The organism is Diaphorobacter sp. C33 (genome assembly GCF_030503915.1).
In the GTDB taxonomy this organism is placed as follows: domain Bacteria; phylum Pseudomonadota; class Gammaproteobacteria; order Burkholderiales; family Burkholderiaceae_C; genus Diaphorobacter; species Diaphorobacter nitroreducens.
On the sequence record NZ_CP129980.1, the window covers coordinates 2,622,463 to 2,647,898 of the forward strand.

At 69.3% G+C, this 25,436-nt stretch carries 24 protein-coding genes and 1 pseudogene; 15 read left to right on the forward strand and 10 right to left on the reverse strand.

All coding sequences use genetic code 11. The annotated features are described in order from the left end of the window. Nucleotides 1-387 precede the first annotated feature (387 nt). From priA to QY917_RS12375, 3 genes are all read left to right on the forward strand, one after another. Nucleotides 388-2,562, forward strand: a complete 2,175-nt coding sequence (gene priA, locus QY917_RS12365) for a primosomal protein N' (protein WP_123676795.1) — start codon at nucleotides 388-390, stop codon at nucleotides 2,560-2,562. Between the two features lie 239 nt (nucleotides 2,563-2,801). Next, complete coding sequence (locus QY917_RS12370) at nucleotides 2,802-3,182, forward strand: hypothetical protein (protein ID WP_123676796.1); 381 nt, start codon at nucleotides 2,802-2,804, stop codon at nucleotides 3,180-3,182. Continuing rightward, complete coding sequence (locus QY917_RS12375) at nucleotides 3,183-3,989, forward strand: hypothetical protein (protein WP_123676797.1); 807 nt, start codon at nucleotides 3,183-3,185, stop codon at nucleotides 3,987-3,989. It begins immediately after the preceding gene. Between the two features lie 75 nt (nucleotides 3,990-4,064). Here the strand turns inward: QY917_RS12375 and QY917_RS12380 are convergent, their stop codons facing one another. Next, the gene (locus QY917_RS12380; RefSeq protein ID WP_088888243.1) at nucleotides 4,065-5,015 is read right to left on the reverse strand and encodes an AEC family transporter; all 951 of its coding nucleotides are present in this window, start codon (nucleotides 5,013-5,015) and stop codon (nucleotides 4,065-4,067) included. A 176-nt stretch (nucleotides 5,016-5,191) separates the two neighbouring features. Here QY917_RS12380 and QY917_RS12385 point away from each other — a divergent pair, with 176 nt between their 5' ends. From QY917_RS12385 to QY917_RS12400, 4 genes are all read left to right on the forward strand, one after another. Continuing rightward, complete coding sequence (locus QY917_RS12385) at nucleotides 5,192-7,261, forward strand: ATP-dependent helicase (RefSeq protein ID WP_123676798.1); 2,070 nt, start codon at nucleotides 5,192-5,194, stop codon at nucleotides 7,259-7,261. Nucleotides 7,262-7,370: 109 nt separating this feature from the next. Beyond that, on the forward strand, nucleotides 7,371-7,700 hold the full coding sequence (locus QY917_RS12390) for a hypothetical protein (protein ID WP_238526544.1): 330 nt from the start codon (nucleotides 7,371-7,373) through the stop codon (nucleotides 7,698-7,700). A 41-nt stretch (nucleotides 7,701-7,741) separates the two neighbouring features. Beyond that, a complete protein-coding gene (locus QY917_RS12395) occupies nucleotides 7,742-8,923 on the forward strand; it encodes a phospholipase A (protein WP_123676823.1) in 1,182 nt (393 codons plus the stop codon). A gap of 241 nt (nucleotides 8,924-9,164) precedes the next feature. Continuing rightward, the gene (locus QY917_RS12400) at nucleotides 9,165-9,551 is read left to right on the forward strand and encodes a hypothetical protein (protein ID WP_011806955.1); all 387 of its coding nucleotides are present in this window, start codon (nucleotides 9,165-9,167) and stop codon (nucleotides 9,549-9,551) included. Between the two features lie 75 nt (nucleotides 9,552-9,626). Here the strand turns inward: QY917_RS12400 and QY917_RS12405 are convergent, their stop codons facing one another. After that, nucleotides 9,627-10,115 (reverse strand): universal stress protein, encoded by a 489-nt coding sequence (locus QY917_RS12405; RefSeq protein ID WP_011806956.1) that lies wholly within the window; start codon nucleotides 10,113-10,115, stop codon nucleotides 9,627-9,629. A gap of 101 nt (nucleotides 10,116-10,216) precedes the next feature. On the opposite strand from QY917_RS12405, the gene tgt reads away from it, so the two are divergent. Together tgt and QY917_RS12415 are read left to right on the forward strand one after the other, a co-directional pair. After that, entirely contained in the window at nucleotides 10,217-11,389 is a 1,173-nt protein-coding gene (gene tgt / locus QY917_RS12410) for a tRNA guanosine(34) transglycosylase Tgt (RefSeq protein ID WP_123676800.1), read from the forward strand. A 79-nt stretch (nucleotides 11,390-11,468) separates the two neighbouring features. After that, nucleotides 11,469-12,218, forward strand: a complete 750-nt coding sequence (locus tag QY917_RS12415; RefSeq protein ID WP_123676801.1) for a DUF72 domain-containing protein — start codon at nucleotides 11,469-11,471, stop codon at nucleotides 12,216-12,218. On the opposite strand, the gene QY917_RS12420 is transcribed toward QY917_RS12415, so the two are convergent. From QY917_RS12420 to QY917_RS12440, 5 genes are all read right to left on the reverse strand, one after another. Next, on the reverse strand, nucleotides 12,215-13,375 hold the full coding sequence (locus QY917_RS12420; protein ID WP_123676802.1) for a serine endopeptidase: 1,161 nt from the start codon (nucleotides 13,373-13,375) through the stop codon (nucleotides 12,215-12,217). The two genes, QY917_RS12415 and QY917_RS12420, sit on opposite strands and share 4 nt — an antisense overlap. Before the next feature lie 78 nt (nucleotides 13,376-13,453). Continuing rightward, nucleotides 13,454-14,254, reverse strand: a complete 801-nt coding sequence (locus QY917_RS12425; protein ID WP_123676803.1) for a DUF2145 domain-containing protein — start codon at nucleotides 14,252-14,254, stop codon at nucleotides 13,454-13,456. A 2-nt stretch (nucleotides 14,255-14,256) separates the two neighbouring features. Then, on the reverse strand, nucleotides 14,257-14,715 hold the full coding sequence (locus tag QY917_RS12430; RefSeq protein ID WP_123676824.1) for a hypothetical protein: 459 nt from the start codon (nucleotides 14,713-14,715) through the stop codon (nucleotides 14,257-14,259). A 23-nt stretch (nucleotides 14,716-14,738) separates the two neighbouring features. After that, nucleotides 14,739-15,221 carry a YiaA/YiaB family inner membrane protein gene (locus QY917_RS12435; protein WP_123676825.1) on the reverse strand — a complete coding sequence of 161 codons (483 nt, stop codon included), beginning with the start codon at nucleotides 15,219-15,221 and terminating at the stop codon, nucleotides 14,739-14,741. Nucleotides 15,222-15,349: 128 nt separating this feature from the next. Further along, on the reverse strand, nucleotides 15,350-15,859 hold the full coding sequence (locus QY917_RS12440) for an Lrp/AsnC family transcriptional regulator (protein WP_103738084.1): 510 nt from the start codon (nucleotides 15,857-15,859) through the stop codon (nucleotides 15,350-15,352). A 140-nt stretch (nucleotides 15,860-15,999) separates the two neighbouring features. On the opposite strand from QY917_RS12440, the gene QY917_RS12445 reads away from it, so the two are divergent. Further along, a complete protein-coding gene (locus QY917_RS12445; RefSeq protein WP_123676826.1) occupies nucleotides 16,000-17,016 on the forward strand; it encodes a 1-aminocyclopropane-1-carboxylate deaminase in 1,017 nt (338 codons plus the stop codon). 39 nt (nucleotides 17,017-17,055) lie between these two features. Here the strand turns inward: QY917_RS12445 and QY917_RS12450 are convergent, their stop codons facing one another. Further along, nucleotides 17,056-19,008 carry an MFS transporter gene (locus QY917_RS12450; RefSeq protein WP_123676804.1) on the reverse strand — a complete coding sequence of 651 codons (1,953 nt, stop codon included), beginning with the start codon at nucleotides 19,006-19,008 and terminating at the stop codon, nucleotides 17,056-17,058. 134 nt (nucleotides 19,009-19,142) lie between these two features. Between QY917_RS12450 and QY917_RS12455 the strand changes: the two genes are divergently transcribed. Continuing rightward, nucleotides 19,143-19,886 carry a helix-turn-helix transcriptional regulator gene (locus QY917_RS12455; RefSeq protein WP_011806966.1) on the forward strand — a complete coding sequence of 248 codons (744 nt, stop codon included), beginning with the start codon at nucleotides 19,143-19,145 and terminating at the stop codon, nucleotides 19,884-19,886. Between the two features lie 144 nt (nucleotides 19,887-20,030). Here QY917_RS12455 and QY917_RS12460 read toward each other — a convergent pair. Both QY917_RS12460 and QY917_RS12465 read right to left on the reverse strand, forming a co-directional pair. After that, nucleotides 20,031-20,345 (reverse strand): annotated as a pseudogene (locus QY917_RS12460) (alcohol dehydrogenase catalytic domain-containing protein); the annotation flags it as partial. 25 nt (nucleotides 20,346-20,370) lie between these two features. Further along, nucleotides 20,371-20,778 (reverse strand): host attachment protein, encoded by a 408-nt coding sequence (locus QY917_RS12465; RefSeq protein ID WP_123676805.1) that lies wholly within the window; start codon nucleotides 20,776-20,778, stop codon nucleotides 20,371-20,373. 362 nt (nucleotides 20,779-21,140) lie between these two features. On the opposite strand from QY917_RS12465, the gene QY917_RS12470 reads away from it, so the two are divergent. The 4 genes from QY917_RS12470 to QY917_RS12485 all read left to right on the forward strand — a co-directional run bounded on the left by QY917_RS12470 (nucleotide 21,141) and on the right by QY917_RS12485 (nucleotide 25,327). Further along, a complete protein-coding gene (locus tag QY917_RS12470) occupies nucleotides 21,141-21,557 on the forward strand; it encodes a YXWGXW repeat-containing protein (protein ID WP_103738087.1) in 417 nt (138 codons plus the stop codon). Nucleotides 21,558-21,723: 166 nt separating this feature from the next. After that, the gene (locus QY917_RS12475; protein WP_011806970.1) at nucleotides 21,724-22,710 is read left to right on the forward strand and encodes a tripartite tricarboxylate transporter substrate binding protein; all 987 of its coding nucleotides are present in this window, start codon (nucleotides 21,724-21,726) and stop codon (nucleotides 22,708-22,710) included. Nucleotides 22,711-22,742: 32 nt separating this feature from the next. Continuing rightward, complete coding sequence (locus QY917_RS12480; RefSeq protein WP_123676806.1) at nucleotides 22,743-24,221, forward strand: NAD(P)-binding domain-containing protein; 1,479 nt, start codon at nucleotides 22,743-22,745, stop codon at nucleotides 24,219-24,221. Further along, nucleotides 24,218-25,327: a peroxidase-related enzyme gene (locus tag QY917_RS12485; RefSeq protein ID WP_123676807.1), complete on the forward strand. Its 1,110-nt coding sequence runs from the start codon at nucleotides 24,218-24,220 to the stop codon at nucleotides 25,325-25,327. The genes QY917_RS12480 and QY917_RS12485 overlap by 4 nt, the downstream gene beginning before the upstream one ends. Nucleotides 25,328-25,436 lie beyond the last annotated feature (109 nt).

Genomic DNA, 25,436 nt, shown 5'->3' on the forward strand with positions numbered 1-25,436 from the left:
TTCCCTCGCAAAATCAAGCACTTGCCGCACGAAGTGAAGGAAAAGTCCCACAGTGGCTGCGGCGCCTACCACATCCGGGGGATGCTCTTCCCTATTGACAGCGCCAGTTGTTCACATGCTGGCAACTGCGGCCCCCTGCGCAGAGCGTCGCCCGACAACCGCTGCGGCACTTTTTGCGGCGCAGCAAAGAACGTTGATTCATAAGCTTTTTTTGCACCGCGCCGTCTACAAATCCGCTAGCGCGCAGTCCAGCAGGAGCGCGCCCCGCGGCGTGTTGCACGCTGCTTTTCAACAAAGTTATCCACAGCATCTCTCATAGCAGTGGGCAAGCTTGTGGAATCATGCGGGGCCGCGCCCCGGTGCCGCCCGCCTTTTCACCCACCGCCCATGCCTGACCGCTCCCTGTCCCCGACCACGCCGCATGACAGCGCAGCCTGCCTGCTCTGCGTGGCCGTGAGCACGCCGGCGCACAGTGGCGTGGGCGAACCGCTGAGCTATGCCAGCCCGCGCCCGCTGCCTGCCGGGACACTGGTGCGCGTCCCGCTGGGCGCGCGCGAGGTGCTGGGCGTGGTCTGGGACGCGCCCGCCGAGCTAGCGGCGCTACCGCCGGGCATGGTGCCGCGCACGGTGGCGGGTGTGCTCGAAGGCGTGGCGCCGCTGGACGCCGCCTGGCGCCGTCTGGTGAGCTTCGCCGCGCGCTACTACCAACGCGCGGTGGGCGAGGTGGCGCTGGCCGCCCTGCCCCCACAGCTGCGCGACCTCACGCCCGAGCAGTTGGCGCGGCGCCTGCGCCGCCCCGCACCGCCGGCGCACCCGTCCGAAGCAGTTGCAAAAACAATAGCACTTACCGCAGAACAGGCAAGCGCTACAGCCCAAATCGATGCAGAGCGCGGGCCCTTCCTGTTGTTCGGCAGCACGGGCAGCGGCAAGACCGAGGTGTACCTGCACTGCGTGCAGCGCGCCCTGGCCGGCCATCCCGCCGCACAGGCACTGGTGATGGTGCCCGAGATCAACCTCACCCCGCAGCTGGAGGCGCGCTTTCGCGAGCGCTTCGCTCCCCTGTACGGCGAGGCGGCCGTGGTCAGCATGCACAGCGGGATGACGCCGGCACAGCGCCTGAAGAGCTGGCTCGCCGCGCATACGGGCGCTGCGCGCATCGTGCTCGGCACGCGCATGGCGGTGTTCGCCAGCCTGCCGGGGCTGGCACTGGTCGTGGTGGACGAGGAGCATGACGCCAGCTACAAGCAGCAGGAGGGCGCGCGCTACTCCGCGCGCGACCTGGCGCTGTGGCGCGGACGCGAGCAGGGCGCCAAGGTGATCCTGGGCAGCGCCACCCCGTCGCTGGAGAGCTGGCATGCCAGCACCCCGGCCAGCGAGGGGGGCCCGGGCCGTTATCTGCGCCTGCACATGCCCAGCCGTATCGGCTCAGGGGACGGCGCCGGCACAGGCGAGCTGCCGCGCGTGCGCCTGGTGGACATGGGACAACAGCCGCGCAGTTCGGGGGCGGGTGGCGTGTTCTCGCCCCCGCTGCTGGCCGCCATCACCGAACGGGTGCAACGCGGGGAGCAATGCCTGGTGCTGCTCAACCGCCGCGGCTTTGCACCCGTGCTGCACTGCCATGACTGCAGCTGGAAGAGCGACTGCCCGCACTGCAGCGCCCACCAGGTGTTCCACAAGAGCGACCGCACGCTGCGCTGCCACCACTGTGGCTTTACGCAACGCGTGCCGCGGGCCTGCCCCAGCTGCGGCAACCCGGACATCCTGCCCCTGGGCCGGGGCACCGAGCAGCTGGAAGAGCAACTGGCCGCCCTGCTGCGCAACGTGATCACCCCGGACCGCCGCGCCGCGCGCGTGGCACGCATCGACGCCGACACCACCCGCGCCAAGGGGGCGCTGGAGGAGCAACTGGCCCAGGTGCACAGCGGCGAGGTGGACGTGCTGGTCGGCACGCAGATGGTGGCCAAGGGGCATGACTTTCGGCGCATCACCCTGGTGGCGGCCGTGCAGCCCGACGGAGCGCTCTTCAGCAGCGACTTCCGCGCGCCCGAGCGCATGTTCGCCCTGCTGATGCAGGCCGCGGGCCGCGCGGGGCGCGATGCGCGCTATGTGGCCGCGCAAGGCAGCCCGCCCGAGATGTGGATCCAGACCTGGCACCCCGACCACGCCGTCTATGCCGCGCTGCGCCGCCACGACTACCCGGCCTTCGCCGCGCGCCAGCTGGCCGAGCGCCAGGAAGCCGGCATGCCGCCCTTCGCCTATCAGGCGCTGGTGCGCGCGGACGCCCGCACGCAGGAGGCGGCCCAGGCCTTCCTGCAGGCCGCCAGCGACGCCGCGCGCGCCGCCGGGCTGCCGGGGCTGGACCAGGTCTTCCTGTTCCCGCCGGTGCCGCTCGCCATCCAGCGCGTGGCCAATGTGGAGCGCGCGCAGATGCTGCTGGAAAGTCCCCAGCGCGGCGCGCTGCAGCGCTTTCTGGCTGCATGGCAGCCGCTGCTGCATGCCGAGCGCCCGCGCCACCGCGGCCTGGTGCGCTGGCTGGTGGACGTGGACCCGCAGGCGATCTGAAGGAAATCCCGCGTGGTGCAACTACGGCAAAGGTGCTGCCAGCACTTTTCAACCAGCGCTTACAGCTATCCTCCTAATAGCATTTTTTGCGCCATGCAGGCGCGCATGGCTCGCGGTATCGCCCCGCGCTACCGGGAGTAGCCGCTGGCAGGCTGGGCTGGGAAACCGCTCGCCATACTCGCCCGCGCTGCCCACACTGCGCAGCACCGCCCACCGGCATACTCGGGACAACTCACCGAATGAACCGCTACCAAGACATTCTGCCTCCGCTTTGGAGCACCGTCGCACTGACCGTGGCCACGCTGGTCACCAACTGGGTCTGGGCAGCCTGGTTCGCAGAAACCGACGGCACGGGCCTGATGGCACTGATGATCGCCAGCCTGTTTTTCTGGCCGGTGATGCTGATCCTGATCTACCTTGCGCTGGCGCACACCCTCCGATTTTGCGAAGACTACGGTTTCCTGCGCATGGCGGTCGTTGTGGGCGTTGCCGTAGTGGGTACGGCCATCTTCGGCGTGCCCGGCCCCTGGAACCTGCTGATCTGCGCGGTCACGGCCGTCACGGTGGGGATTCAGATCAGGCGCGCGGCGCAGGACGACGCCGACCTGGAGGACTTGTGAATGGCTTTCAAGGAGAAGCCGCCGCGCGGTCTACTCGAGAGCTTTTCAGACCCGCTCTGGCAACGGCTGGGCCTAGTTGTGGTGGGCCCGCAGTGGATCGTGAAGGGCCGGCATCGAGGATTCGACTGGATGGCCATCGAGCTGCTACATCGCCCCACGGGCTTTCGGCAAACGATCATGACCACCACCGTCTTCGTGGTACGGCTGCCGCGCAAGTCCAAGGACTGGTATTTGCCAGCCGACCGCATCACCCCTGACAAGCAGGTGTGCGTGGACGACGCCTGCGTCTATGCCGCAGCGCTGGGCGAACAGCCCCGCGTGCGCACGTGGCGCCAGTGGCTGGACCTGGCCGTGGACGCTGCCGAAGAGGTGATCCGCACTGAAGGCGCGCGCCGTAAGGAGAACCCGCAGCAGAAAGCGGAACGCGCCGATGCCCCGAGTTGGAACGTGGTGGACGGCAACCTGGCCTCTATCTGGTTGGTGGCGATGGCGTTTTTCACCTTTCTCAACGTGATGGGGCTTTGGCAGGCGTACGGCGACTGGCAAGGCCAAGGAGCCATCCTCCTGTGCCACGGGTCGAAGCCCTTCGGCACGTACCTGCAGGGCTGGAAGGCCGCCGTTTACGCCATATCGCTCGTCGCGCCCCTGCCCATCGTGGCCAAAGCGCTGCATACCGTGACCACGCGGATGTACCGGCAGGCGTTCCGGCTCCAGCTTTGTGTCGAAGGCCTGCTCTGGGCAGGGGCGATGGTCGGGATGCACTACGTGCGGGACGCCCTCGTCCAATCGGTGCGCCAGGCCTGCTGAGAAGATTTCTCGATTTTTTGCCACTCAACGCTTATGCCGTAAGCGCTTATAGCTATCAAAACAGAAGTAAACAGGTCAAGTCAAAAGCGCAACGGCAGCCGAAAAGCTGACGAACGCCAGCGCCGTACTCACCAGGATGATGCGCGCCACGCGCCCGCCGTGGGCCCCGAAGCGCTCCACCAGCAGCGCCACGTTGCTCGCGCTGGGCAGCGCGGCCAGCAGCACCATCACCGTGAGCGTGAACGGCGACAGATCCACCCCCAGCGCCATCGCCGCACGTCCCACGCACCACACCAGCAGCGGGTGCACGACGAGCTTGGCCAGCGCGATCGGCACGTACTGGCCCGGTGGCACGTATTCCTGCTGGTTCATCTGCGAGCGCGCCAGCACCGCGCCAATGGTGAACAGCGCCACCGGCGATGCCGCGCCCGCCAGCATGGCCAGGGTCTGATCCACGGGGCCCGGCGGCTGCCACTGCAGGACCGACGCCACGCCGCCCAGCACGATGGACCAGGGCATGGGGTTGGTGGCCATGCCGCGCAGCGCGTTGCGCAGCGCCACGGCCACGCCGTGCGCACCCGCGCCATCCAGGCGCGACAGCGCGATGCACGCCGAGCTGGTGATCACCAGGTCCACCGCCAGCACCACGATCACGGTGCCGGCACTGGCCTCGCCCAGCAACGCCACCAGCAGCGGAACACCCATGAAGCCGGTGTTGGGAAAGGCAGCCACCAGCGCGCCGAAGGCCGCATCGTTCCACCCCCGGCGCCGCAGCGTGAGGGCCACCGTGCCGCCCACCATGAGCAGCGCACACAGCAGGTACAGCCCGGCGACGGCCGGGTCCAGCAGCTGTGCGATGGGCGTGCTGGCGCCGAAGCGGTACAGCATGCATGGCAGCGCGAAATACAGCACGAAGCTGTTCAGCCCCCCGATGGCGGACACCGGCAGCGCCCCGGCCCGCGTGGCCAGGTAGCCGCACAGTACGAGGGCGAAGAAGGGGAAGGTGATCAGCAGGACGGACAGCACGGGCGCGATTGTCGCAGCGCCGCCGCGCGCTGAAACGCCTTGTCACCGGGCGTGCCACCCCGGGCAATCACCCTGGTGCGCGCACGCCGCTATCATGCACACCCGCTGTTCTCCCTCTCACCCGCCGCCCGCCGCAACCCGTGGCGCAGGCGCGCCCCGTTCCTCCCGCTGCATCCATGTCCGGTCTCAATCTTGCTCAGTTGCAGGCAGTGCACTACACCGAGGGCCCGTGCCTGGTGCTGGCAGGCGCGGGCTCGGGCAAGACGCGGGTGATCACGCACAAGATCGCGCGGCTGATCGAGACGGGCCTGGCGCCCCGGCGCATCGCTGCCATCACCTTCACCAACAAGGCCGCGGCCGAGATGCGCGAGCGCGCCGCCGGCCTGATCGGCCGCCAGGCCAAGGACGTGCTGGTGTGCACCTTCCACGCCCTGGGTGTGCGCATGGTGCGCGAGGACGGCCATGTGCTGGGCCTCAAGCCCTCGTTCAGCATCCTGGACCAGGACGACGTGACGGGCATCCTCAAGGACTGCGCGGGCGGCACCACCGACCTGGCCACCGCGCGCCAGTGGCAATGGACCATCAGCAACTGGAAGAACCAGGGCTGGGACGCGCGCAAGGCGCTCGCCATGGCCCAGGATGACCATGAGCGCAGCATCGCCCTGATCATGCAGCGCTACGAGGAGCGCCTGACGGCCTACCAGAGCGTGGATTTCGACGACCTGATCGGCATGCCCATGCGCCTCTTGCGCCACCACCCCGAGGTGCGCGAGAAGTGGCAGCGCCTCTTGGGCCACGTGCTGGTGGACGAATACCAGGACACCAACGCCACGCAGTACGAGCTACTGAAATACCTGGTGGGCGAGCGCGCGCGCTTCACCGCCGTGGGCGACGACGACCAGAGCATCTACGGCTGGCGCGGCGCCACGCTGGACAACCTGAAGAAGCTGCCGCAGGACTTCCCGCAGCTCAACGTCATCAAGCTGGAGCAGAACTACCGCTCGACCAGCGCCATCCTGCGCGCGGCCAACCACGTCATCCAGCCCAATCCCAAGCTGTTTCCCAAGACGCTGTTCAGCGAGCTGGGCGAGGGCGAGCCCGTGCGCGTGGTCGATTGCGACAACGAGGAGCACGAGGCCGAGCGCGCCGTGGCGCGCATCCAGGGCCTGCGGGCAGCCAGCAATCCACCGCCGGCGTGGAAGAACTTCGCCATCCTCTACCGCGCCAACCACCAGGCCAAGCCGTTCGAGAAGGCCCTGCGCAAGGCCAACATCCCCTACAAGGTCTCGGGCGGCACCAGCTTCTTCGACCGCGCCGAGATCAAGGACCTGTGCGCGTGGTTCCGCCTGTGGATCAACAACGACGACGACCCGGCCTTTCTGCGCGCCGTCACCAGCCCGCGGCGCGGCGTGGGCCACACCACGCTGGCGGCGCTGGGCGAGTTCGCCACGCAGCACAAGCAAAGCATGTTCGGCGCGCTGTTCAACGCCATGCTGCCCGCCGTGATCCCCAAGCGGGGCCTGGAAGGCCTGCTGGAGTTCGGCCGCACCGTCAACGACCTGGAGCACCGCGCACGCCACACGCACGGCCACGAAGCCGCGCGTGCCTTCCTGGCCGACTGGCTCAAGGACATGGGCTACGAACAACACCTGTACGACAGCGAGGACAGCGAAAAGGTGGCCGCAGCGCGCTGGAGCAACGTGCTGGAGTTCTGCGACTGGATGGCGCAGCGCGCGGGCGGCCAGATCGACGACACCGCGGGCACGACGGTGCAGGCCACGACCAAGAGCCTGCTGGAGGTGGCGCAGACCATCGCCCTGCTGTCCACCATCTCCGAGCGCGAACAGGAGCAGGACATGGTGGTGCTGTCCACGCTGCATGCCAGCAAGGGACTGGAGTGGCCGCACGTGATCCTGGCCGGCGTGACCGAGGGCATGCTGCCCTTCAAGCTGGACGATGACGATGGCCGCCAGCAGAAGGTGAGTGACGACACCCTGCAGCGCCTGCAGGAGGAGCGCCGCCTGATGTACGTGGGCATCACCCGCGCCCAGCGCACGCTGGCCGTGAGCTGGACCAAGAAGCGCAAGAAGGGGCGCGAGATGGTGGCCTGCCAGCCCAGCCGCTTCATTGCCGAGATGAAACTGGACGCCGCCACGGCGCGCGAGAACCCACGCGACAAGTTGCGCCAGTTGCGCGAGGAATTTGCGCGCAAGGCCCAGGCCGCCCCCAGCCCCGCCACACCCTGAACACATGTTGAAAACTATATTTTTGATAGCTACTAGCGCTTTACTGGCAAGCGCTTGTGCCCAAAAAACCTCTCAACCTCCGCGCCCGGCCTGCCCCACGGCCGCGCAGATGGAGCAGCCCGAACTCGTGGGCCGCTGGCAGGCGCGGCTGGACGGCATGGCCGAGCCCGTGCTGCTGGAACTGGGCCCCCACCCCGAATGGGACGGCACGGTGAAGGGACGCATCCAGTGGCCGGGCTTCACCTCGGTGGTGGTGGGCGACGTGCACCAGGGCCGGCTCACCATGGAAGAGTCGCGCGACGGCACGCGGGTCAGCGGCAACTGGAGCGGCGACGTCGTCGAAGGCAGCTGCGCGCGCGAGATCCGCGGCGAATGGACCGACGAGGCCGACCGGCCCTACACCTTCACCCTGCGCAAGCAGGCCCCTTCCCGGCCCTGACCTGCATGGCAGCCGTCACCGACCACGCGCATCATCCGACCATGACACAGCCTTCACACCCCCTGTCCCGCCTGGGCCTGGCCACCGCGCTGCTGGGCACGGCCCTGCCGCTGGTCAGCTGGGCCCAAACCGCCGCAGTCCCCGCCGTCAACCGGGCGGCCGGCTGGCGCCAGTGCGCCGCACTCACCGGTGACAGCCAGGCACGCCTGGCCTGCTTTGACCAGTGGGCCGGCGAGCAGAGTTGGCAGGCGCCGCCCGCTTCGGCCAGCGCCCAGCCCGCCGCCGCCACGCACGCGCCGCCCCCGCCGGTGGACGCCACGCTGCCGGCCACGCGCATCATCGACGTGGCGCAGGTGGACGGCTGCCGCGACGGCCAGTACAGCACCCTGTCGCGCTTTTGGGAGCTGGAGACGGGCAGCGACTGCGGGGCGTTCCGCTTTCGCGGCTACCGGCCCATGAGCGTGTCCGTCGTGGGCGCCACCAGCGTCAACCGCCTGCCCACCTCGGGCAGCCCGGACAACAATGCCGCCAGCGAGGTGGACTACCGCAAGACCGAGATGCGCGTGCAGCTGTCGGTGCGTACCAAGCTCGCGCAGGGCCTGCTCACGCGCGGCCACCCCACGCTGCGCGACTCGCTGTGGGCGGGCTACACGCAGCAGTCGTACTGGCAGCTGTTCTCGCCGGGCATCTCGCGGCCGTTCCGCAACACGGACCACGAGCCCGAGATCATGTACGTGTACCCCACCGACGCCAAGCTGCCCTTCGGCTGGCGCTGGCGCTACAGCGGCATCGGCCTGGTGCACCAGTCCAACGGCCAGAGCCTGCCGCTGTCGCGCAGCTGGAACCGCGTGTACCTGATGACCGGCATGGAGCTGGACAACCGCTGGACCGTCACCGGCCGCCTGTGGAAGCGCCTGCACGAGAGCGCGGACAGCGACGACAACCCCGGCATCAGCAACTACGTGGGCCGGGCCGAGCTGGGCCTGACCTGGAACGTGGACAAGGACAACACCCTGGCGCTGACCGCACGGCATTCGCTGGGGGCGACCGGGCGCGGCTCGGCACGGCTGGAATGGCTGCAAACCCTCGGAACCAGCCTGGTGGGCAACCGCACCAACCTGCGCCTGCACACCCAGCTGTTCACGGGCTACGGCGACAGCCTGATCGACTACAACCGCAAGCGCACCGTGTTCAGCGTGGGCCTGAGCCTGGTGGATTTCTGAACCCCACAGCGCGAATGGATGGGCGGGCGCGCCACGCGCGCCTGCCGGCCCGATCACAACCGGTTACCCTTTGACCGGGCCGGCGGGTTGAAGGCGCCGCGGTGCGCCGACACAATCGGGCGCACCCCGGCGCCGCCGGGGGCGGGCCCGCGCCCTGCGCAATAAGCGCCTGCTTTCGCGCGGTATTCGCCCCATCACCGGCCAGCGCCGTCCGCACAATGCAGCCCGGAGGACGACGACCATGGACCTGCAATACCAGCTGAAGGCCGGCAGCTACTACCTGTACGACATGCGCGAAACGCCCAGCGCAGTCACGGGCGAGCGTCGCTTCAAGCTCAAGACCGACACCGTGGCCATTGCCTTCGACCTGCACACCGGCGAGGTGCACCAGCACGGCAGCCCGGCACGCATCCAGTCCTGGGCCACGCACACGCGCCGGCGCCTGCGCGCCGCAGGCGCGGCGGACGTGGCCAACGACATCGTGGTCGTCTCCGGTCCGCTGCCCGTGGACGAGCTCAACAAATGCCTGTGGATCAGCGGCTACTGCCGGCGCATGTTCACGCGCCTGGCCAGCCTGCCGCACGGCAAGCTGCAGCGCGCGGCGCAGCAATGGAAAAAAGCAGCCTGAACGCCCTGCCCATCTGCGCCAGCAGCTCTTGATTCAATAGCACAACGGGTCCCGCGGGACCCGTTGTTTCTGGTGTCAGTCCTGCGCACCTACGTCGTCGTCCTGGTCGTCATCCTCGGGCAGCTCCTCCGGCTCCGCATGCTTGACCACGGTGACGGGCACGGGACTTTGCTGCACCAGCGCCTGCGACACCGAGCCCAGCAGCGTGCCGCGCAGCCCGCCCAGGCCGCGCGCGCCGATGATGAGCGCGTCGCAGCCGCAGCGCTCCACCATGTCCACCAGCGTGGCCGCCACGGGGCCCAGACCGATCTCGGTCTCATACGGCACGCCCGCGGCCTCCACCATCGCCACGGCCGACGCCATCAGGTGCTGGCCCGCCTCCACGCTCGCGGCGGCCACGGCGTCCGCGCCCTGCGTGGCCAGCTCGATCAGCGAGGCCTCTTCCTGCACATGGCCCAGCACCAGCGTGGCCTGCAGGCCACCGCGGCGCACCAGGGCCACGCCATGGCGCACGGCGTCGAGCGCGAGTTCGGAGCCATCAACGGCGATCAGGATTCGGAACATGGGGCACCTCCTTGCAATGCTGTGTCGATAGGGTCAGTGTAGGCCGCGCGGGGCGCTACGGGCACCAATCCCCGCCGGTGCAGTCTGGGACAATCGCGCCCATGCTCAAGTTTGAAATCCTGGCCACCGACACCTCCAGCCACGCGCGCCGCGGCACGCTCACGCTCAACCACGGCGTGGTGCAGACCCCCATCTTCATGCCCGTGGGCACCTACGGCACCGTCAAGGGCGTGATGCCGCGCAGCCTGCGCGAGATGGGCGCGCAGATCATCCTGGGCAACACCTTCCACCTGTGGATGCGGCCCGGCCTGGACGTGATGCAGAGCTTTGGCGGCCTGCACGCCTTCGAGCAGTGGGACAAGCCCATCCTCACGGACTCGGGCGGGTTCCAGGTCTGGAGCCTGGGCAGCATGCGCAAGATCACCGAAGAAGGCGTGCATTTCGCGTCACCCGTGAACGGCGACAAGCTCTTCATGTCGCCCGAGGTGAGCATGCAGATCCAGACCACGCTCAACAGCGACATCGTGATGCAGCTGGACGAGTGCACGCCCTACGAGACCAACGGCCACAAGACCACCGAGGCCGAGGCGCGCAAGAGCATGGAGATGAGCCGCCGCTGGGCGGTGCGCTCCAAGAATGAATTCGAGCGCCTGGGCAACCCCAACGCGCTGTTCGGCATCGTGCAGGGCGGCATGTACAAGAACCTGCGCCAGGAGTCGCTCGAAGCCCTGGTGGAGATGGACTTCCCCGGTTACGCCGTGGGCGGCGTGAGCGTGGGCGAGCCCAAGGACGAGATGCTGGACATCATGGCGCACACCCCCCACCGCCTGCCCGCGCACAAGCCGCGCTACCTGATGGGTGTGGGCACGCCGGAGGACCTGGTGGAGGGCGTGGCCCAGGGCGTGGACATGTTCGACTGCGTGATGCCCACGCGCAATGCGCGCAACGGCACGCTGTTCACGCGCTATGGCGACCTGAAGATCCGCAACGCCCGCCACAAGACCGACCACCAGCCGCTGGACCCAAGCTGCACCTGCCACGCCTGCGCAGGCACCGAGGGCGTGAGCTGGAACGACGGGGGCCGCGGCGGCTTCTCGCGCGCCTACCTGCACCACCTGGACCGCTGCGGCGAGATGCTGGGGCCCATGCTCACCACCATCCACAACCTGCACTACTACCTGAACCTGATGCGCGAGGTGCGCGAGGCGCTGGACGCCGGCCAGTTCGGCGCATTCCGCGCGCGCTTCAAGGCCGAGCGCGCACGCGGCGTATAGCGCCGCGTAGGCGGCGGCTGACGGAGAGGGCCGGCGCATTCCGCGCGCGGCGCCGCGCCATCCTTCCTATGCTGGGGCGATGGACACCCGACCGTCGACGGCCGCGCCACTGCACATCGGCACCGCGGGGTGGAACGTACCGCAGGGCAGTCGGCACCGATTCCCGGCCGAAGGCTCGCATCTGGAGCGCTACGCCGCCCGGCTGCCCGCCGTGGAGATCAATTCATCGTTCTACCGCCCCCACCAGCGCAGCACCTACGAGCGCTGGGCCGCTTCCACGCCGCCAGCGTTCCGCTTCAGCGTCAAGCAGCCACGCAGCATCACGCACACGGCGCGCCTGAAGGGCACGGACGCGCTGCTGGAGGCTTTCCTGGAACAGGTGCAGGGGCTGGGGGAGCGCCTGGGCTGCCTGCTGGTGCAATTGCCGCCCAGCCTGCGGCTCGACCGGCCCGTCGCCGAGGCGTTCCTGCGCGGCCTGCGCGAACGGCATCCCCACGGCAGCGTTGCCGTGGAGCCGCGCCACGCCAGCTGGTTCACGCCGGAGGGCGACGCGCTGCTGCGCGCCTGGCAGGCCGGCCGCGTGCTGGCCGACCCGGTGCTGCACGCGGGCGGCGAGGTGCCCGGCGGCTGGCCCGGCCTGGTCTACTGCCGGCTGCATGGCGCACCGCGCGTGTACTACTCGGCCTATGACGCGGCGCTGGTCGACGCGCTAGCAGCACGGCTGCGGGTCGCCACCCTGGCGGCGCGCAGCGTGTGGTGCATCTTCGACAACACGGCCAGCGGCGCGGCAGTTGCCAACGCGCTGGACCTGCACCAGGCCTGCGCCTAGCGATTCCCTGCCGCGCCGGGCATCGCACCCTGGGGTGGCGTACCGGTGGGGGCCACGCCGGCGGGCGGCATGCCCGAGGGGACCGCACCCGCAGGGGCCACACCGGGCGAGGCCGTCCCGGACGGCGCTGCACCGGCCCCGCAGGCATGGCAGAAACGGGCGAAGGCGCTCTTGCGCGTGCCGCAGGCACCGCAGCGGTCAAACAGGCCAATGCCACAGTGCGGGCAGTAGTCGGTCACCCCGTCCTTCAGGTCCACCAGCCGCTCGCAGCCCGGGCACACGCCCTTGGCCAGGCGCGCCAGGGCCACGTCGTAGCCCAGCTCCTTGCGGCGCTCCTGCTCGGGCAGGGCCTCGGCCTGTTTCTGGCGTTCCAGGTAGCGGTTGAGCGCAAGGATGGCGTAGCGCCCCACCAGCGCCGTGACCACGATGCCCACCACGTAGCGCACATAGCCGCCATAGCTGGGCAGGTAGGGCACCAGCTCCACGAAGAACGCGAACACCGCGAAGAAGATGAAGCCCCACACGAACGGCCACCAGGTGCTCTTGCGCTTTTTGGCGAACAGCCAGCCTGCCGCCACCAGCAGCGGCAGCGTGAGCGCCAGGCGGTAGAGGAACACGCGCAGCTCCACCTTGCGCCGCTCGGCGGCCATCTTCTCGTAGCCGCCCTGCTCCAGGCGCCCCAGGCGCTGCTGCGCGGCCTGCGCTGCCTGGCGCGCGTCCAGCAGGGCTTGGTCCTGCGCCTGCACGGCCTGCTGGGCCCGGCGCTCCTGGGCCTTGAGGGCGTCCAGCGCCTGGGTGCGCGCGATCACCTCGGGGTCGTGCTCGGCGCGCTGGGTGGCGCGGCGTGCGGCCAGCCAGTTGCTGAAGGTCTCGCGCTCGGCCTGCGTCTCGCTGCGCGCCTTGGCGTGCTGCAGCCGGGCCTGCTCCAGCGCGGTCTGGGCCTCCTGCTCGGCCTGGCGCGCTTCCTTCACCTGGGCGCGCAGCGCCTGGGCGGCGTTGCGGTCCAGGAAGTCGTCCAGCTGCAGGGGCGCCTCCACCTTGGGCAGGTCGCCCACGATGGTGCCGCCCAGCCCGATCAGAAAGCTGGCGAACACCAGCGCCACCAGCCACAGGCCGCGGCGAAACCATTTCTCCGACAGTCGCAATGCCTTGCTCATGTGTGATCCCTCACGATGTTTACTATTGAAATAGTAGCTGCTCGCGCTTGATGGATAAGCGCAGGAGCCCGTTTTTGCTTAAAACTTCTCCGGACCCAGCACCTGCACCTGCGGGGCGCCCGCCAGCCGCGCATGCTGCAGCCATGCGAGGGCGGAGTCCACCGTCACGGTCTCGATGCGGTCGGCGTAGCGCTGCGCGGGCGGATGGTCGTCGAAGGCGACGTTGGCCGCCGTCATGCGCCCGCCCAGCCGCGTGAGCGGCCCGATGCGCAGCACCGTGGGCTGGTAGCCCTGCAGCCGCAGCCAGGCCTGGGCCTGCGCGCGGGTGTGGGCGCGCTCGGGCTCCATGGCCAGGGCCAGGGTCTCCAGCGCCCACTGGTTGGACTGCTGGTAGGTCGTGCCCCACGCATAGCTCACCATGCTGTAGGCACGCTGGTGCAGCCGCGTGGCGCGCGCGCCGTCGGCTAGCACGGGCAGCAGCGCCTGCTGCACGGCGGGCGTGGGCACGGCCCACACGGCCTCGTGGCGCCACAGGTCGTCCAGGAAGAACTCGCCCAGCCCCTGGCGGTACACGGCAGCCACGGCGGTGCCGCAGTCGTTGAGCTTGTGCACCACGCGCCACGGGCCCTCGGGCGTCTTGTAGGCCCAGCCCAGGTGCGAGTAGCGCAGGCCGTAGCGAGACAAGTCCTGCCCCGCGCGCGCCAGCACCACCACGCGGGCGCCGCTGGCGTCCAGCGCCTGGGCCGTCTGCTGCGCCAGCTGCATGCCCTGTGCGATGGTCTGCGCCGTGGGCTGGCGCGGCTCGCAGGAGCGGCCCGCATGCGCCGCCACGCCCGCCAGTGCCAGGGCGGCGGCCGCGATCCAGTGCAGGGTGCGCATGGTCAGAGCCTTTCGTTGTGCAGCAGGGCGCGGCCCAGCGCGTTGGGCACGAAGGCCAGCACCTCGCCCGCGGCCGACAGGATCACGCCCGTGCCGATCACGGTGCAGGTGAGCACCGTGCCCACGGCACCACTGGCGGCACCGGCGGCGCGGCCCGAGACCTCCACGCTGGCCTGGGCGCCGTCCGATGCACGCTCCAGCAGGTACACCGTGCCCGTGGCCGAGGCCTGCACGGCCTTCACCGTGAGCACCGCGCCGCCCACCGACAGGGCCGCCGGCAGGGCCACCACGGCGCCCGCCGCCGCGGACGCCCCGCCCGCGGCCACGACCACGGAGGCCACCGGCATCAGCGACAGCGCTGCAGAGGCCTCGCTGTGCGCCCGCGCTGGCAGCGCCGCGCCGCACAGCAGGCCCAGCACCAGCAGCGCGGGGGCGAAGGTCTTGCGAAAAAGGGTTGGCATGTGGGTCTCCTGCGCGGCGGGCATCATTCAGCAGCCTCGGTGCGGGCCTGCAGGCGGCTGCGCAGGCGGGCGTCGGCCAGATCCGCCTCGTGGCGGTCGCGCAGCATCTTGGCCAGCGTGAACGCGCAGGTGATGAGGTACAGCCAGCTCACGCCCAAAAAGGCCTTGTAGGTGGCGCTGATCGCCATGCCCCACAGCCCCCAGCCGGTGAGCCCCATGGCCACGGCAAAGCCGCCCCAGACGACGAGCTTCCACAGCGGGGTGTCGCCACCGCCCTGGCCGGCGCCGCGGCGCACGCCCTGGTTGTCGCGCACGAACTTGGCCAGCATGAAGGCCGCCGACAGGCAGAACACGTAGCCCATGAGCATGAAGGCCACCTCCAGCCGCTCGCCCGGCAGCCAGGCCAGGCCGGTGGCGCACAGGAACACGGCGATGCCGAACGAGGCCCACACCTGGAACTGCCAGGCCCGCGTGTCGCGCTGGAGGGTGGGGGTAGAGGAATGCATGGTGGTCGGTGCCCGCAGGCGTTGGTTGAACACGGGGCGGATGCTGCGGCCGCGCGGCGCCAAAGCAGCCGATATTCCGACGCAGTAACCTATCCAGCGGCGAAAAGTATCGCCATGCGATACCGCATTCAGATCGCCAGCGGCAGCTCGGTGGTGGACAGCACGTTGCGCAGCACCATGAACGAGCGCACCTGCCGCACGCCCGGCAGGTACAGCAGCTGCTCGGCATGCAGGCGGTTGAAGCTCTCGCTGTCGCGCGTGCGGATCAGCATGAAGTAGTCGAACTCGCCCGTGACCACGTGGCATTCCATGCAGCCCGAGATCTTGGCCGCCGCCTTCTCGAAGGCCGAGAACGACTCGGGCGTGGAGCGGTCCAGCACCACGCCGATCATCACCAGCATGCCCGCACCCACCGCCTGCGGGTTCAGCCGCGCCACCACGCCATCGATGAAGCCCAGCCGCTTGAGCCGCTCCACGCGGCGCAGGCAGGCCGGCGGGCTCAGGTGCACCTTGGCCGCCAGGGCCACGTTGGACAGCGACGCGTCGCGCTGCAGCAGGCGCAGGATGGCGCGGTCGGTGCGGTCCACCTCAGCGCCCTCTACCGCGGCATTCATGTTTCGTTTTTTTATTGCGGCCATGGCTTGATTGGAGAAATGAAATACTGCTCCTTGGCGATGAGTACTTTTTTTGATTCTTGAGATCATCTTATTTCACAACCCTGTTAATGCGCGGTTTTCCTACGATGCAAGGCACCTTCCCCATCGACCGGAACACCGCCATGAACCTGCAGAAATTCCCCCGCCATCCCCTGACCTTCGGCCCCACGCCCATCCAGCCGCTCAAGCGCCTGTCGCAGCACCTGGGCGGCAAGGTGGAGCTCTACGCCAAGCGCGAGGACTGCAACTCGGGCCTGGCCTTCGGCGGCAACAAGACGCGCAAGTTGGAGTACCTGATCCCCGAGGCGATTGCCGGCGGCTACGACACGCTGGTGTCCATCGGCGGCATCCAGTCCAACCAAACGCGCCAGGTGGCCGCCGTGGCCGCGCATTTGGGGCTCAGGTGCGTGCTGGTGCAGGAGAACTGGGTCAACTACTCCGATGCGGTGTACGACCGCGTGGGCAACATCGAGATGAGCCGCATCCTGGGCGCCGACGTGCGCCTGGACGCGGCGGGCTTCGACATTGGCATCCGCCCGAGCTGGGAGCAGGCCATGGCGGACGTGAAGCAGGCCGGCGGCAAGCCCTTTCCCATTCCTGCTGGCTGCTCCGAGCACCCTTATGGCGGCCTGGGCTTCGTCGGCTTTGCCGAGGAAGTGCGCCAGCAGGAAAAAGAGCTGGGCTTTCGGTTTGACTACATCGTCGTGTGCTCGGTCACGGGCAGCACGCAGGCGGGCATGGTGGTGGGCTTTGCCGCCGACGGGCGCGCGCGCCGGGTGATCGGCATTGACGCATCGGCCACGCCCGAGAAGACCCACGCGCAGATCCTGCGCATCGCGCAGAGCACCGCCGATCTGGTGGAGCTGGGCCAAGACATCACCGCCGAGGATGTGGTGCTTGACACGCGCTACGGCGGCCCGGAATACGGCCTGCCCAATGAAGGCACGCTGGAGGCCATCCGCCTGTGTGCGCGCCAGGAGGGCATGCTCACGGACCCGGTGTACGAGGGCAAGTCCATGCACGGCATGATCGAGCGGGTGCGCAATGGCGAATTCCCGGCCGGATCGAAGGTGCTGTACGCGCATCTGGGCGGCGTGCCGGCCCTGAACGCGTACAGCTTTCTTTTTCGCAACGGCTGAAGCCGCAGCGAATGCGCAGGCCCTGGGGCGCCTGCTGGCTCAGGCGCTGATCTGAAGCAGCCCCGCCACCCGCTCACGCAGCAGGGCTGGCTGCACCTCGGCAGCCGGCAGCGGTGCGCCCACGTTCAGCCCCACGCGGTTGAACATGCCTCGGCGGAACGGCCGCACCATGGCGCCGCCCTGCTCAATGCGGCTGAAGAACGAGCCCCACAGGTTGGTCAGCGCCATGGGCACCACCGGCGCCTGCACGCCGTCGGCCTGCGCGCGTTCGATGATCTTCATGATGCCGCCCTTGAACGCCTGCAGTTGCCCGTCGCGCGTGATGCCGCCCTCGGGGAAGATGGCGAGCAGGTCGCCGTCCTTCAGCACCTGGGCCGCGCGCTCGAACGCGGCTTCGTAGGTGGCGGCATCGTCCTTTTGCGGCGCGACGGGAATGGCCTTGGCCAGGCGGAACAGCGCACCCAGCACCGGGATGCGGAAGATGCGGTGGTCCATGATGAAGTAGATGGGGCGCGGGCTGGCCGCCATCAGCAGCACGGCATCGACAAAGCTCACATGGTTGCAGGCCAGGATGGCCGCGCCCTCCGTGGGAATGTGCTCGTCGCCGCGCACCTTGAAACGGTAGATGCAGCGCGACAGCACCCAGGCCACGAAGCGCAGCAGGTACTCGGGCACCAGCAGGAAGATGTAGAACGCCACCACCGCATTGGCGATGCCGGTGAACAGGAAGATCTGCGGCACCGTGAAGCCCGCCGACAGCAGCGCCCCCGCGAGCACGGCACTGGCGATCATGAACAGCGCGTTGAGGATGTTGTTGGCGGCGATGATGCGCGCGCGGTGCGTGGGCTGGCTGCGCATCTGGATCAACGCGTACATGGGCACGCTGTACAGGCCCGCGAACAGCGACAGCAGCAGCAGGTCGGCCATCACGCGCCAGTGCGCGGGCTGCGCCGCGAAGGCCGCCAGGGTGAGCACCTCCGACGGCGGCAGGGCCCGCGAGGCGAAGTACAGGTCGATGGCGAACACGCTCATGCCGATGGCGCCCAGCGGCACCAGGCCGATCTCCACATGCCGGCGCGAGAGCACCTCGCACAGCAGCGAGCCGATGCCGATGCCCACCGAGAACACCACCAGCAGCAGCGACGCCACCTGTTCGTTGCCATGCAGCACGTCCTTGGCGAAGCTGGGGAACTGCGACAGGAACACCGCGCCGAAGAACCACATCCACGAGATGCCCAGCAGCGAGCGGAACACCACGGTGTTGCCGTGCGCCAGCTTCAGGTTGCGCCATGTCTCGCTGACCGGGTTCCAGTTCACCGTCAGGCCCGGGTCGGTGGCCGGGGCCGGCGGAATGAACTGCGCCACCAGGCGGCCCAGCAAAGCCAGCGCCAGACAGGCCACCGCCACCGTGGTGTGGCCGATGGCCGGCAGCGCCACCAGCAGGCCGCCCGCGACGTTGCCCAGCAGGATGGCGACGAAGGTGCCCATCTCCACCATGCCGTTGCCGCCCGTCAGCTCGCGCTCGTTCAAGGCCTGCGGCAGATAGGCGAACTTCACGGGGCCGAACAGCGTGGAATGCAGCCCCATCAGGAACACGCAGCCCAGCAGGATGGCCGCGCTGCCGGCCACGAAACCCGCGCCCGCCACCAGCATGATGGCGATCTCCAGGTTCTTCACGAAGCGGATGATGCGCGTCTTCTCGTACTTGTCCGTGAGCTGCCCCGCCGTGGCCGAGAACAGCAGGAACGGCAGGATGAACAGCGCGCCGATCACCAGTCCCGCCAGCGCCGGCGGCATCCACGACACGCTGAGCTGGTAGGTCACCATCACCGTGAAGGCGAACTTGAACAGGTTGTCATTGGCCGCGCCAGCGAACTGCGTCCAGAAGAACGGCGCGAAGCGGCGCTGACGCAGCAGCGCGAACTGGTTGGGGTGCGCCGCCTCGGCAGGCTGGGCGGTGGGCGACAAGGTCACGGGGTGCTGCGCGCTCATATGCGGTGTGCTGGGGTGTGAAGGTGCCGCGCATTGTGCGCACAAAGCCCGCACAGGCCAGCCGCTTGTGGGCCTTTGTGGCTTGGATCACACTTAGGGTATCGCCATTCGATACTTTTTACGTTCCACGCCCCATGAGCACCACCGCCGACCTCGTGATCGCCCTGAAGAAGGAACTCAAGTCCGCCCAGATGACCTATGCCGGCCTGGCGCAGGCGCTGGGCATGGCCGAGTCCAGCGTCAAGCGCATGCTGGCCAAGGGCGACATGCCGCTGTCGCGCATCGACGCCATCTGCCGCGTGCTGCGGCTGGACTTTGCCGACCTGGCGCGGCGCGTGGCGGACAGCCAGCCGCTGCTGAGCGAGCTGACGCAGGAGCAGGAAAAGGCCGTGGTGGCCGACAAGAAGCTGCTGCTGATGGCGATCTGCGTGCTGAGCCAGTGGACGCTGGAGCAGATCACCACCACCTACCGGCTGAGCGAGGCCGAGGGCATCCAGTACCTGGCGCAGCTCGACCGCATCGGCATCATCGAGTTGCGCCCGCTCAACCGCTACCGCCTGAAGCTTGCCAAGACCTTCCGCTGGCGCCCGCACGGGCCGGTGATGCACTACTTCCGCGACCATGCACTGCTGGACTACTTCAACGGCGGCTTCGACGCGCCGGGCGAGGGCGTGCTGCTGGTGCACGGCTCCATCGCACGCAGCCTGGCGCCCGCGTTCACCGAGCGGCTGCAACGCGTGGCGCAGGATTTCGCGCAGCAGCACCTGGCCGACCAGCGCCTGCCCGAGCGTGAGCGCGAGGGCTACACCCTGCTGCTGGCCATGCGCAGCTGGGAGTTCGAGGCCTTTGCCCAGATGCGCCGCACCGCAAGGCCGTGATGCTCCTATATTAATAGCTTATGGCGCTTGATGGACGGATGCCAGCGCCTTAAAACACCCAAAACCCGACGCCGTCGGCCTGCCATTGACTTCCCCCTTCGCGGTGCCCACACTGGACCATCCGTCGCCCCCACACGCCTGCACGCACAGGTTCTCGCGCCCACTGGTGCAGAACCGGCAGTGCCCGCAGGTCCACCCCAGCCAAGGAACGCCTACCCGCTGTCCCCGCCGCCAGCCCCGCACGCCCGGCCCCAGGCCGGCGACACGGGCCACGATCTCATGCCCCGGCACAAGGGGCCACACCGCATCCGGCAGCTCGCCGTCACGCAGGTGGAGGTCCGTGCGGCACACGCCGCAGGCTTGCACCGCCAGCAGCAACTGGCCTGCCTGCGGAACGGGGCACGGCAACTCCGCCAGCCGCAGCGGCTGGCCGGGCCCGTCCAGCACCATGGCGCGCATGGTCGGTCCTCACACCGGGGCCGTGTCAGCCGCCGCGTTCCGCCTGCAAATACCGCGCCAACTCCTGCAAGCTCAGCTGCGTCAGATCCTGTGCATGGCTGGCCACCAGCCGCTGGTGGGTGACACCATCCAGCTGTTCCATCAGCTCGCCGAGGAAAGGGTTGGACGCGAACACGGCCTCGCGCAGCGCGTGGGCCACCTCGCGCGCGAAGGTGCGCCGCTCCTGCGCGGCGGCCTCGCTGCGCGGCGCCAGACCGCTGCGTCCTGCGATCGAATGTCCGGGCGGCTCATGCCCCGCCGCACTGCCATGCAGGCGGGCGGCCGGATGCGTCAGGCATTGCCTTTCCGTCCAGTGCGTGGCTGCCGCAGGGTCAAGCTCCAGCAGGCGCGCCATCGAGCCATTGGCCACCAGGGCCCAGTTGGGTGTGTCCATGCAAGCCCCCCAGTTCTCCAAGCCGTGTGCGGTGTTTGATCTTGGGGGGCGGCCCCAGAGGGGTCAATCCCACGGTACATGCAAGCAATCGTGGCGTGGCGGGCGGTGCGCCAAGCACCGCGGCGCCTCGCCACGCACTGGTCGCGCCTCTCTCACTATTGAAAAAGGAGCTTGTGGCGCTTCTCTGACAAGGGCTGCAGCCCTACCAGCACCTGAGTCCTGCCCGCCGAAAGGCCGTCGTCACACCTGCTCACAAACCTTTGCCGGGGATGCAACAACGCGCCCGAAACGTTGACATGCGGCCCGCAGCATGGAGTCTCCCGCAGCGCCCCGCGCCGCATCCCACAACAAAGGAGAACGCCATGGTCCGCACCACCACCCTTGCCGCAGCCGGCAGCCTCGTCGCCCTGCTGTCATTGGCAGGCGCCGCGCATGCGGCCACCAACGCCACCGTCGTGATCCAGGCCGGCACGCCCCACTACTCGGCACCGCCCGCCTATGCGGTGCAATACCACGCGCCACCGCCTCCACGCTACGAGCGCGTGCCCCCGCCGCGCCGCGGCATGGTCTGGTCGCAGGGCCACTGGGAATGGCGCGGCCACCGCCATGTGTGGGTGCCCGGCCAGTGGATGCAGGTGCGCCACGGCCACCATTACCGCCAGCCGCGTTGGGTGCAGCGCGGTGACCAATGGCGCTTCGTGCGCGGCGGCTGGGACCGCGATGGCGACGGCGTGCCCAACCGCCACGACCGCCGGCCCGACAACCCCTACCGGAGATGAACGGCCGAGCGCCGGTCGTCCGCGCGCAGCATGGCCCGGGACGGCGACGGGCCGTCCATATGCATATAGCGCGTGCGCATGTGAATTTCTCCACAATGGGTGTGTTTCGGCTGCGCCTACACGATAGGGCGCCGCCTTGCACTGACCCATCACAAGGAAATTCGCCATGCCCCTCCTGCGCCACGCCACCGCCGCCCTGGCCACGCTGCTGACCGTCACATCCGCTCTCGCCCAGGCCACGGACTGGCCCAAGCAGCCCGTCACCCTGATCATGGGCTTTCCGGCCGGATCGGGCGTGGACGTGGTGGCGCGCGCGGTGCAGGAGCCGCTGGGCCAGAAACTCGGCCAGCCCGTTGTGATCGACTACAAGTCCGGCGCGGCCGGCAACATCGCCAGTGAGTACGTGGCCCGCGCCAAGGCCGACGGTTACACCCTGGCCTTCGGTACGGCCGCCACGCACGGCAGCAATGCAGCGCTCTACAAGAACCTGCCGTTCGACGTGGAGGCCGACTTCGTGCCCGTCGCCCCGCTGATCGACGTGTCCAACGTGCTCACCATCAACCCCGCGGTGATCGACGCCAAGAACCTCAAGGAGTTCGTCGAGACCGTGCGCGCCAACCCGGGCAAGTACAACTTCGCATCCACCGGCAACGGCACGGGCACGCACATGGCCTTTGCCGAGCTGAATGCGCGCCTGGGCCTGAACATGGTGCACGTGCCCTACAAGGGCGGGCCCGAGGCCATCACCTCGGTGCTGCGCGGAGAGACCTGCTGCATCATGAACCAGGTGCAGACCGTGCTGCCGCACTACAAGACCGGGAAGGTGCGCCTGCTGGGGGTGACCACGGCCAAGCCCGTGGCGGCCGTGAAGGAGGTGCCGCCCATCGGCGCCAGCGGCCTGCCCGGCACCAAGGGCTTTGACAGCTCGATCTGGTTCGGCATCTTCGCCCCCAAGGGCACCGACCCGGCCGTGGTCCAGAAGCTGAACACCGCCTTGCGCGAGGTGCTGGAGCAGCCCGACGTGCGCCAGCGCTTCGAGTCGCAGGGCAACACGGTGCGCATCGAAACGCCCGAGCAGTTCCGCCAGACGGTCCACAAGGACCGCGCGAAGTGGGCGCAGGTGGTGAAGGACGCCAAAATCAGCATCGACTGATTTCGCCCTCCACGCTTTCTTCGACATCCTCCATGTCTTTTTCGCTTCCCCTGGGGGTGGCCGGCCTGGCCGCCCTCGAAGACCGCCTGCGGCACGACCTGCTCACCCTCAACTGGCGTGCCCGCGCATGGCTGCCTCCACGCACCCATGAAGGGCAGCCCGTCACCGACGTGCTCATCATCGGCGCCGGCCAGGCAGGCCTGGCGGCCAGCATGGCGCTGGCGCAGCAGGGCATTGCCGCCGTGCTGCTGGACCGCGCGCCCGCCGACTACGAGGGCCCCTGGGCCACCACGGCGCGCATGGACACGCTGCGCTCGCCCAAGGAGCTCACCGGCCCCGCGCTCGGCGTGCCCTCGCTCACCTTCCGCGCCTGGTTCGAGGCCCAGTGGGGCCGCGAGGCCTGGGCCGCGCTCGACAAGATCCCGCGCCTGCAGTGGATGGACTACCTGCGCTGGTACCGCCGCGTGACGCAGGCCGACGTGCGCAATGAACACACCGTCACCGCCGTGCACCCACGCGCCGACGGCCTGGTGGCGGTGGACGTGCAGACCCCCACCGGCCACGCCACCTGGCTGGCGCGCCGCGTGGTGCTGGCCACGGGCCGCGACGGCCTGGGCGGCCCGCAGGTCCCTGCCTTCATGCGGGGCGTGGCCCACGCCGCACAGGGTGGCCTGTGGGCGCATTCGTCCGACGTGCTGGACTACGCCACGCTCAAGGGCAAGCGCGTGGGCGTGATCGGCATGGGCTCGTCCGCCATGGACAGCGCCGGCACGGCGCTGGAATGCGGCGCCGCCAGCGTGGACCTGATCGCGCGTCGCGCGGTCATGCCCACGGTGAACAAGTCCAAGGGCTCGGGCGTGCCCGGCCTCACGCAAGGGCACCACGACCTGCCCGACGCATGGAAGTGGCGCATACGCCACTACATCAACGTGCAGCAGGTGCCGCCGCCGCACGGCAGCACGCTGCGCGTGTCGCGGCACGCCCATGCGTTCTTCCACTTCGGTTGCGCGGTGCAGGGCGTCACGCAGGTGGGCGACGCGCTGCACGTGGCGACGGCCCAGGGCACGTTCGCATTCGACTTCCTGGTTCTCGCCACGGGCTTCGTGATCGACTGGGCACAAAAGCCCGAGTTCGCGCCGTTTGCGCGCCATGTGCGCACCTGGGGCGAGCGCTACCAGCCGCCCGCCGGCGATGAAGACCGCGAACTGTCCGACTCGCCCGACCTCGGCCCGGCGTTCGAATTCCGCGAGAAAGCCGCCGGCGCCTGCCCCGGCCTGGACCGCATCCACTGCTTCTGCTACCCGGCGGCGCTGTCACACGGCACGGTGTCGGGCGACATCCCCGCCATCAGCGACGGTGCACGGCGCCTGGCCAGCGGCATCGCCGGCCTGCTGTACCGCGAGGACGTGGAGCACCACTTCGCCGCGCTGCAGGCCTATGCCGAGCCGGAACTGCTGGGCGACGAATGGACGCCCGCCGACACCTCCCAACGCATCCTGCCTTCGCCATGACCGACACCATCGACCAACTCGCCCGCCTGGGCCATGCCCCCCATGCCCAGGCCGCGCGCCAACAGCGCGCCAAGGCCATCACCGCCACCCAGGCCTGCGAAGACCTGCTGCTCGCGCCAGCACTGCCCGGGGGCCTGGCGCTGGCCGAGCGCCTGTCCGTGGCCCAGGCCGTGGCGGCCGCCAGCGGCGTGGCAACGCTGGCCGACTATTACGGCGCGCGCCTGGCCGGCCTGCCCGCCCCCGCGGCGGATGCCCGCTGGCAAGCCATCACGCATTTCACGCAGCTGCTGGCCACGCAGCCCGCTGCGGCCGACCGCGCGGCCCTGCTCGCCCTGCCCCAGGCGGGCCTCGCCACGCCGGACGTGGTGCTGCTCGCGCAACTCATCGGCTTCGTGGCCTACCAGGCGCGGTTGGTGGCCGGCGTGGCGGCGCTGGCCGCCCTCGGCCCCGCGGGCACCGCAGCCACGGCGGTCGCTCCCACCACGCCGGACGCGCCCTTCGTGCACCCTGCCAACCTGCCCCCGCCCGGCGAGCCGCTGCGCCTGGCCGGCTACACCAGCGAGACGCTGGACTGGAAGGCCTGGCTGCCCGTGGTGGACCCCGCCACCGCCAGCGCCGAGCAGAACGCCGTGCTGGACGCAAGCCACCCCAAGGCACGCACGTCGGACTTCTACCTCGTGCTGGCGCACCAGCCCCGCGTGCTCGCCGAGCGCTCGGAGGCGTTCAACGCCATCATGTATGCGCCTGGCGGCCTGCCGCGCGCCGAGCGCGAGGTGGCCACCACCGTGGTCTCGCGCATCAACGGCTGCGTGTACTGCGCGTCGGTGCATGCGCAGCGCTTCGAGCAGCTGGCCAAGCGCAACGACGTGATCGCGCAGATCTTCACCGACCCCGACAGCGCCGGCACCAACGCCCGCGAACGCGCGCTGGCGCAGGCCAGCGCCGCGCTCACGCGCGCGCCCGGTGCATTCGGGCCGCAGCACCTCGCGCCGCTGCGCGCCGCGGGCCTGAGCGACCTGGAAATCCTGGACACGGTGCACGCCGCCTCGCTGTTCGCCTGGGCCAACCGCCTCATGCTCAACCTGGGCGAAGCGGTCTACCCCTGAGCATGCGCCCGGCGCCCCGCCCTGAGAGCGTGTTCATGGTCTGAGGGTTAGCCCGCTGGGGGCGCCGCGCCCGCATCGCTACGATGGCCGGCGCAGGAGAGCAAACGGC

Excerpts from the sequence above, each read along its gene's own strand:
- priA (WP_123676795.1), top strand. The coding sequence starts at position 388 with ATGCCTGACCGCTCCCTGTCCCCGACCACGCCGCATGACAGCGCAGCC.
- QY917_RS12370 (WP_123676796.1), top strand. The coding sequence starts at position 2,802 with ATGAACCGCTACCAAGACATTCTGCCTCCGCTTTGGAGCACCGTCGCA.
- QY917_RS12375 (WP_123676797.1), top strand. The coding sequence starts at position 3,183 with ATGGCTTTCAAGGAGAAGCCGCCGCGCGGTCTACTCGAGAGCTTTTCA.
- QY917_RS12385 (WP_123676798.1), top strand. The coding sequence starts at position 5,192 with ATGTCCGGTCTCAATCTTGCTCAGTTGCAGGCAGTGCACTACACCGAG.
- QY917_RS12390 (WP_238526544.1), top strand. The coding sequence starts at position 7,371 with ATGGAGCAGCCCGAACTCGTGGGCCGCTGGCAGGCGCGGCTGGACGGC.
- QY917_RS12395 (WP_123676823.1), top strand. The coding sequence starts at position 7,742 with ATGACACAGCCTTCACACCCCCTGTCCCGCCTGGGCCTGGCCACCGCG.
- QY917_RS12400 (WP_011806955.1), top strand. The coding sequence starts at position 9,165 with ATGGACCTGCAATACCAGCTGAAGGCCGGCAGCTACTACCTGTACGAC.
- QY917_RS12405 (WP_011806956.1), bottom strand. The coding sequence starts at position 10,115 with ATGTTCCGAATCCTGATCGCCGTTGATGGCTCCGAACTCGCGCTCGAC.
- tgt (WP_123676800.1), top strand. The coding sequence starts at position 10,217 with ATGCTCAAGTTTGAAATCCTGGCCACCGACACCTCCAGCCACGCGCGC.
- QY917_RS12415 (WP_123676801.1), top strand. The coding sequence starts at position 11,469 with ATGGACACCCGACCGTCGACGGCCGCGCCACTGCACATCGGCACCGCG.
- QY917_RS12420 (WP_123676802.1), bottom strand. The coding sequence starts at position 13,375 with ATGAGCAAGGCATTGCGACTGTCGGAGAAATGGTTTCGCCGCGGCCTG.
- QY917_RS12425 (WP_123676803.1), bottom strand. The coding sequence starts at position 14,254 with ATGCGCACCCTGCACTGGATCGCGGCCGCCGCCCTGGCACTGGCGGGC.
- QY917_RS12430 (WP_123676824.1), bottom strand. The coding sequence starts at position 14,715 with ATGCCAACCCTTTTTCGCAAGACCTTCGCCCCCGCGCTGCTGGTGCTG.
- QY917_RS12435 (WP_123676825.1), bottom strand. The coding sequence starts at position 15,221 with ATGCATTCCTCTACCCCCACCCTCCAGCGCGACACGCGGGCCTGGCAG.
- QY917_RS12440 (WP_103738084.1), bottom strand. The coding sequence starts at position 15,859 with ATGGCCGCAATAAAAAAACGAAACATGAATGCCGCGGTAGAGGGCGCT.
- QY917_RS12445 (WP_123676826.1), top strand. The coding sequence starts at position 16,000 with ATGAACCTGCAGAAATTCCCCCGCCATCCCCTGACCTTCGGCCCCACG.
- QY917_RS12450 (WP_123676804.1), bottom strand. The coding sequence starts at position 19,008 with ATGAGCGCGCAGCACCCCGTGACCTTGTCGCCCACCGCCCAGCCTGCC.
- QY917_RS12455 (WP_011806966.1), top strand. The coding sequence starts at position 19,143 with ATGAGCACCACCGCCGACCTCGTGATCGCCCTGAAGAAGGAACTCAAG.
- QY917_RS12465 (WP_123676805.1), bottom strand. The coding sequence starts at position 20,778 with ATGGACACACCCAACTGGGCCCTGGTGGCCAATGGCTCGATGGCGCGC.
- QY917_RS12470 (WP_103738087.1), top strand. The coding sequence starts at position 21,141 with ATGGTCCGCACCACCACCCTTGCCGCAGCCGGCAGCCTCGTCGCCCTG.
- QY917_RS12475 (WP_011806970.1), top strand. The coding sequence starts at position 21,724 with ATGCCCCTCCTGCGCCACGCCACCGCCGCCCTGGCCACGCTGCTGACC.
- QY917_RS12480 (WP_123676806.1), top strand. The coding sequence starts at position 22,743 with ATGTCTTTTTCGCTTCCCCTGGGGGTGGCCGGCCTGGCCGCCCTCGAA.
- QY917_RS12485 (WP_123676807.1), top strand. The coding sequence starts at position 24,218 with ATGACCGACACCATCGACCAACTCGCCCGCCTGGGCCATGCCCCCCAT.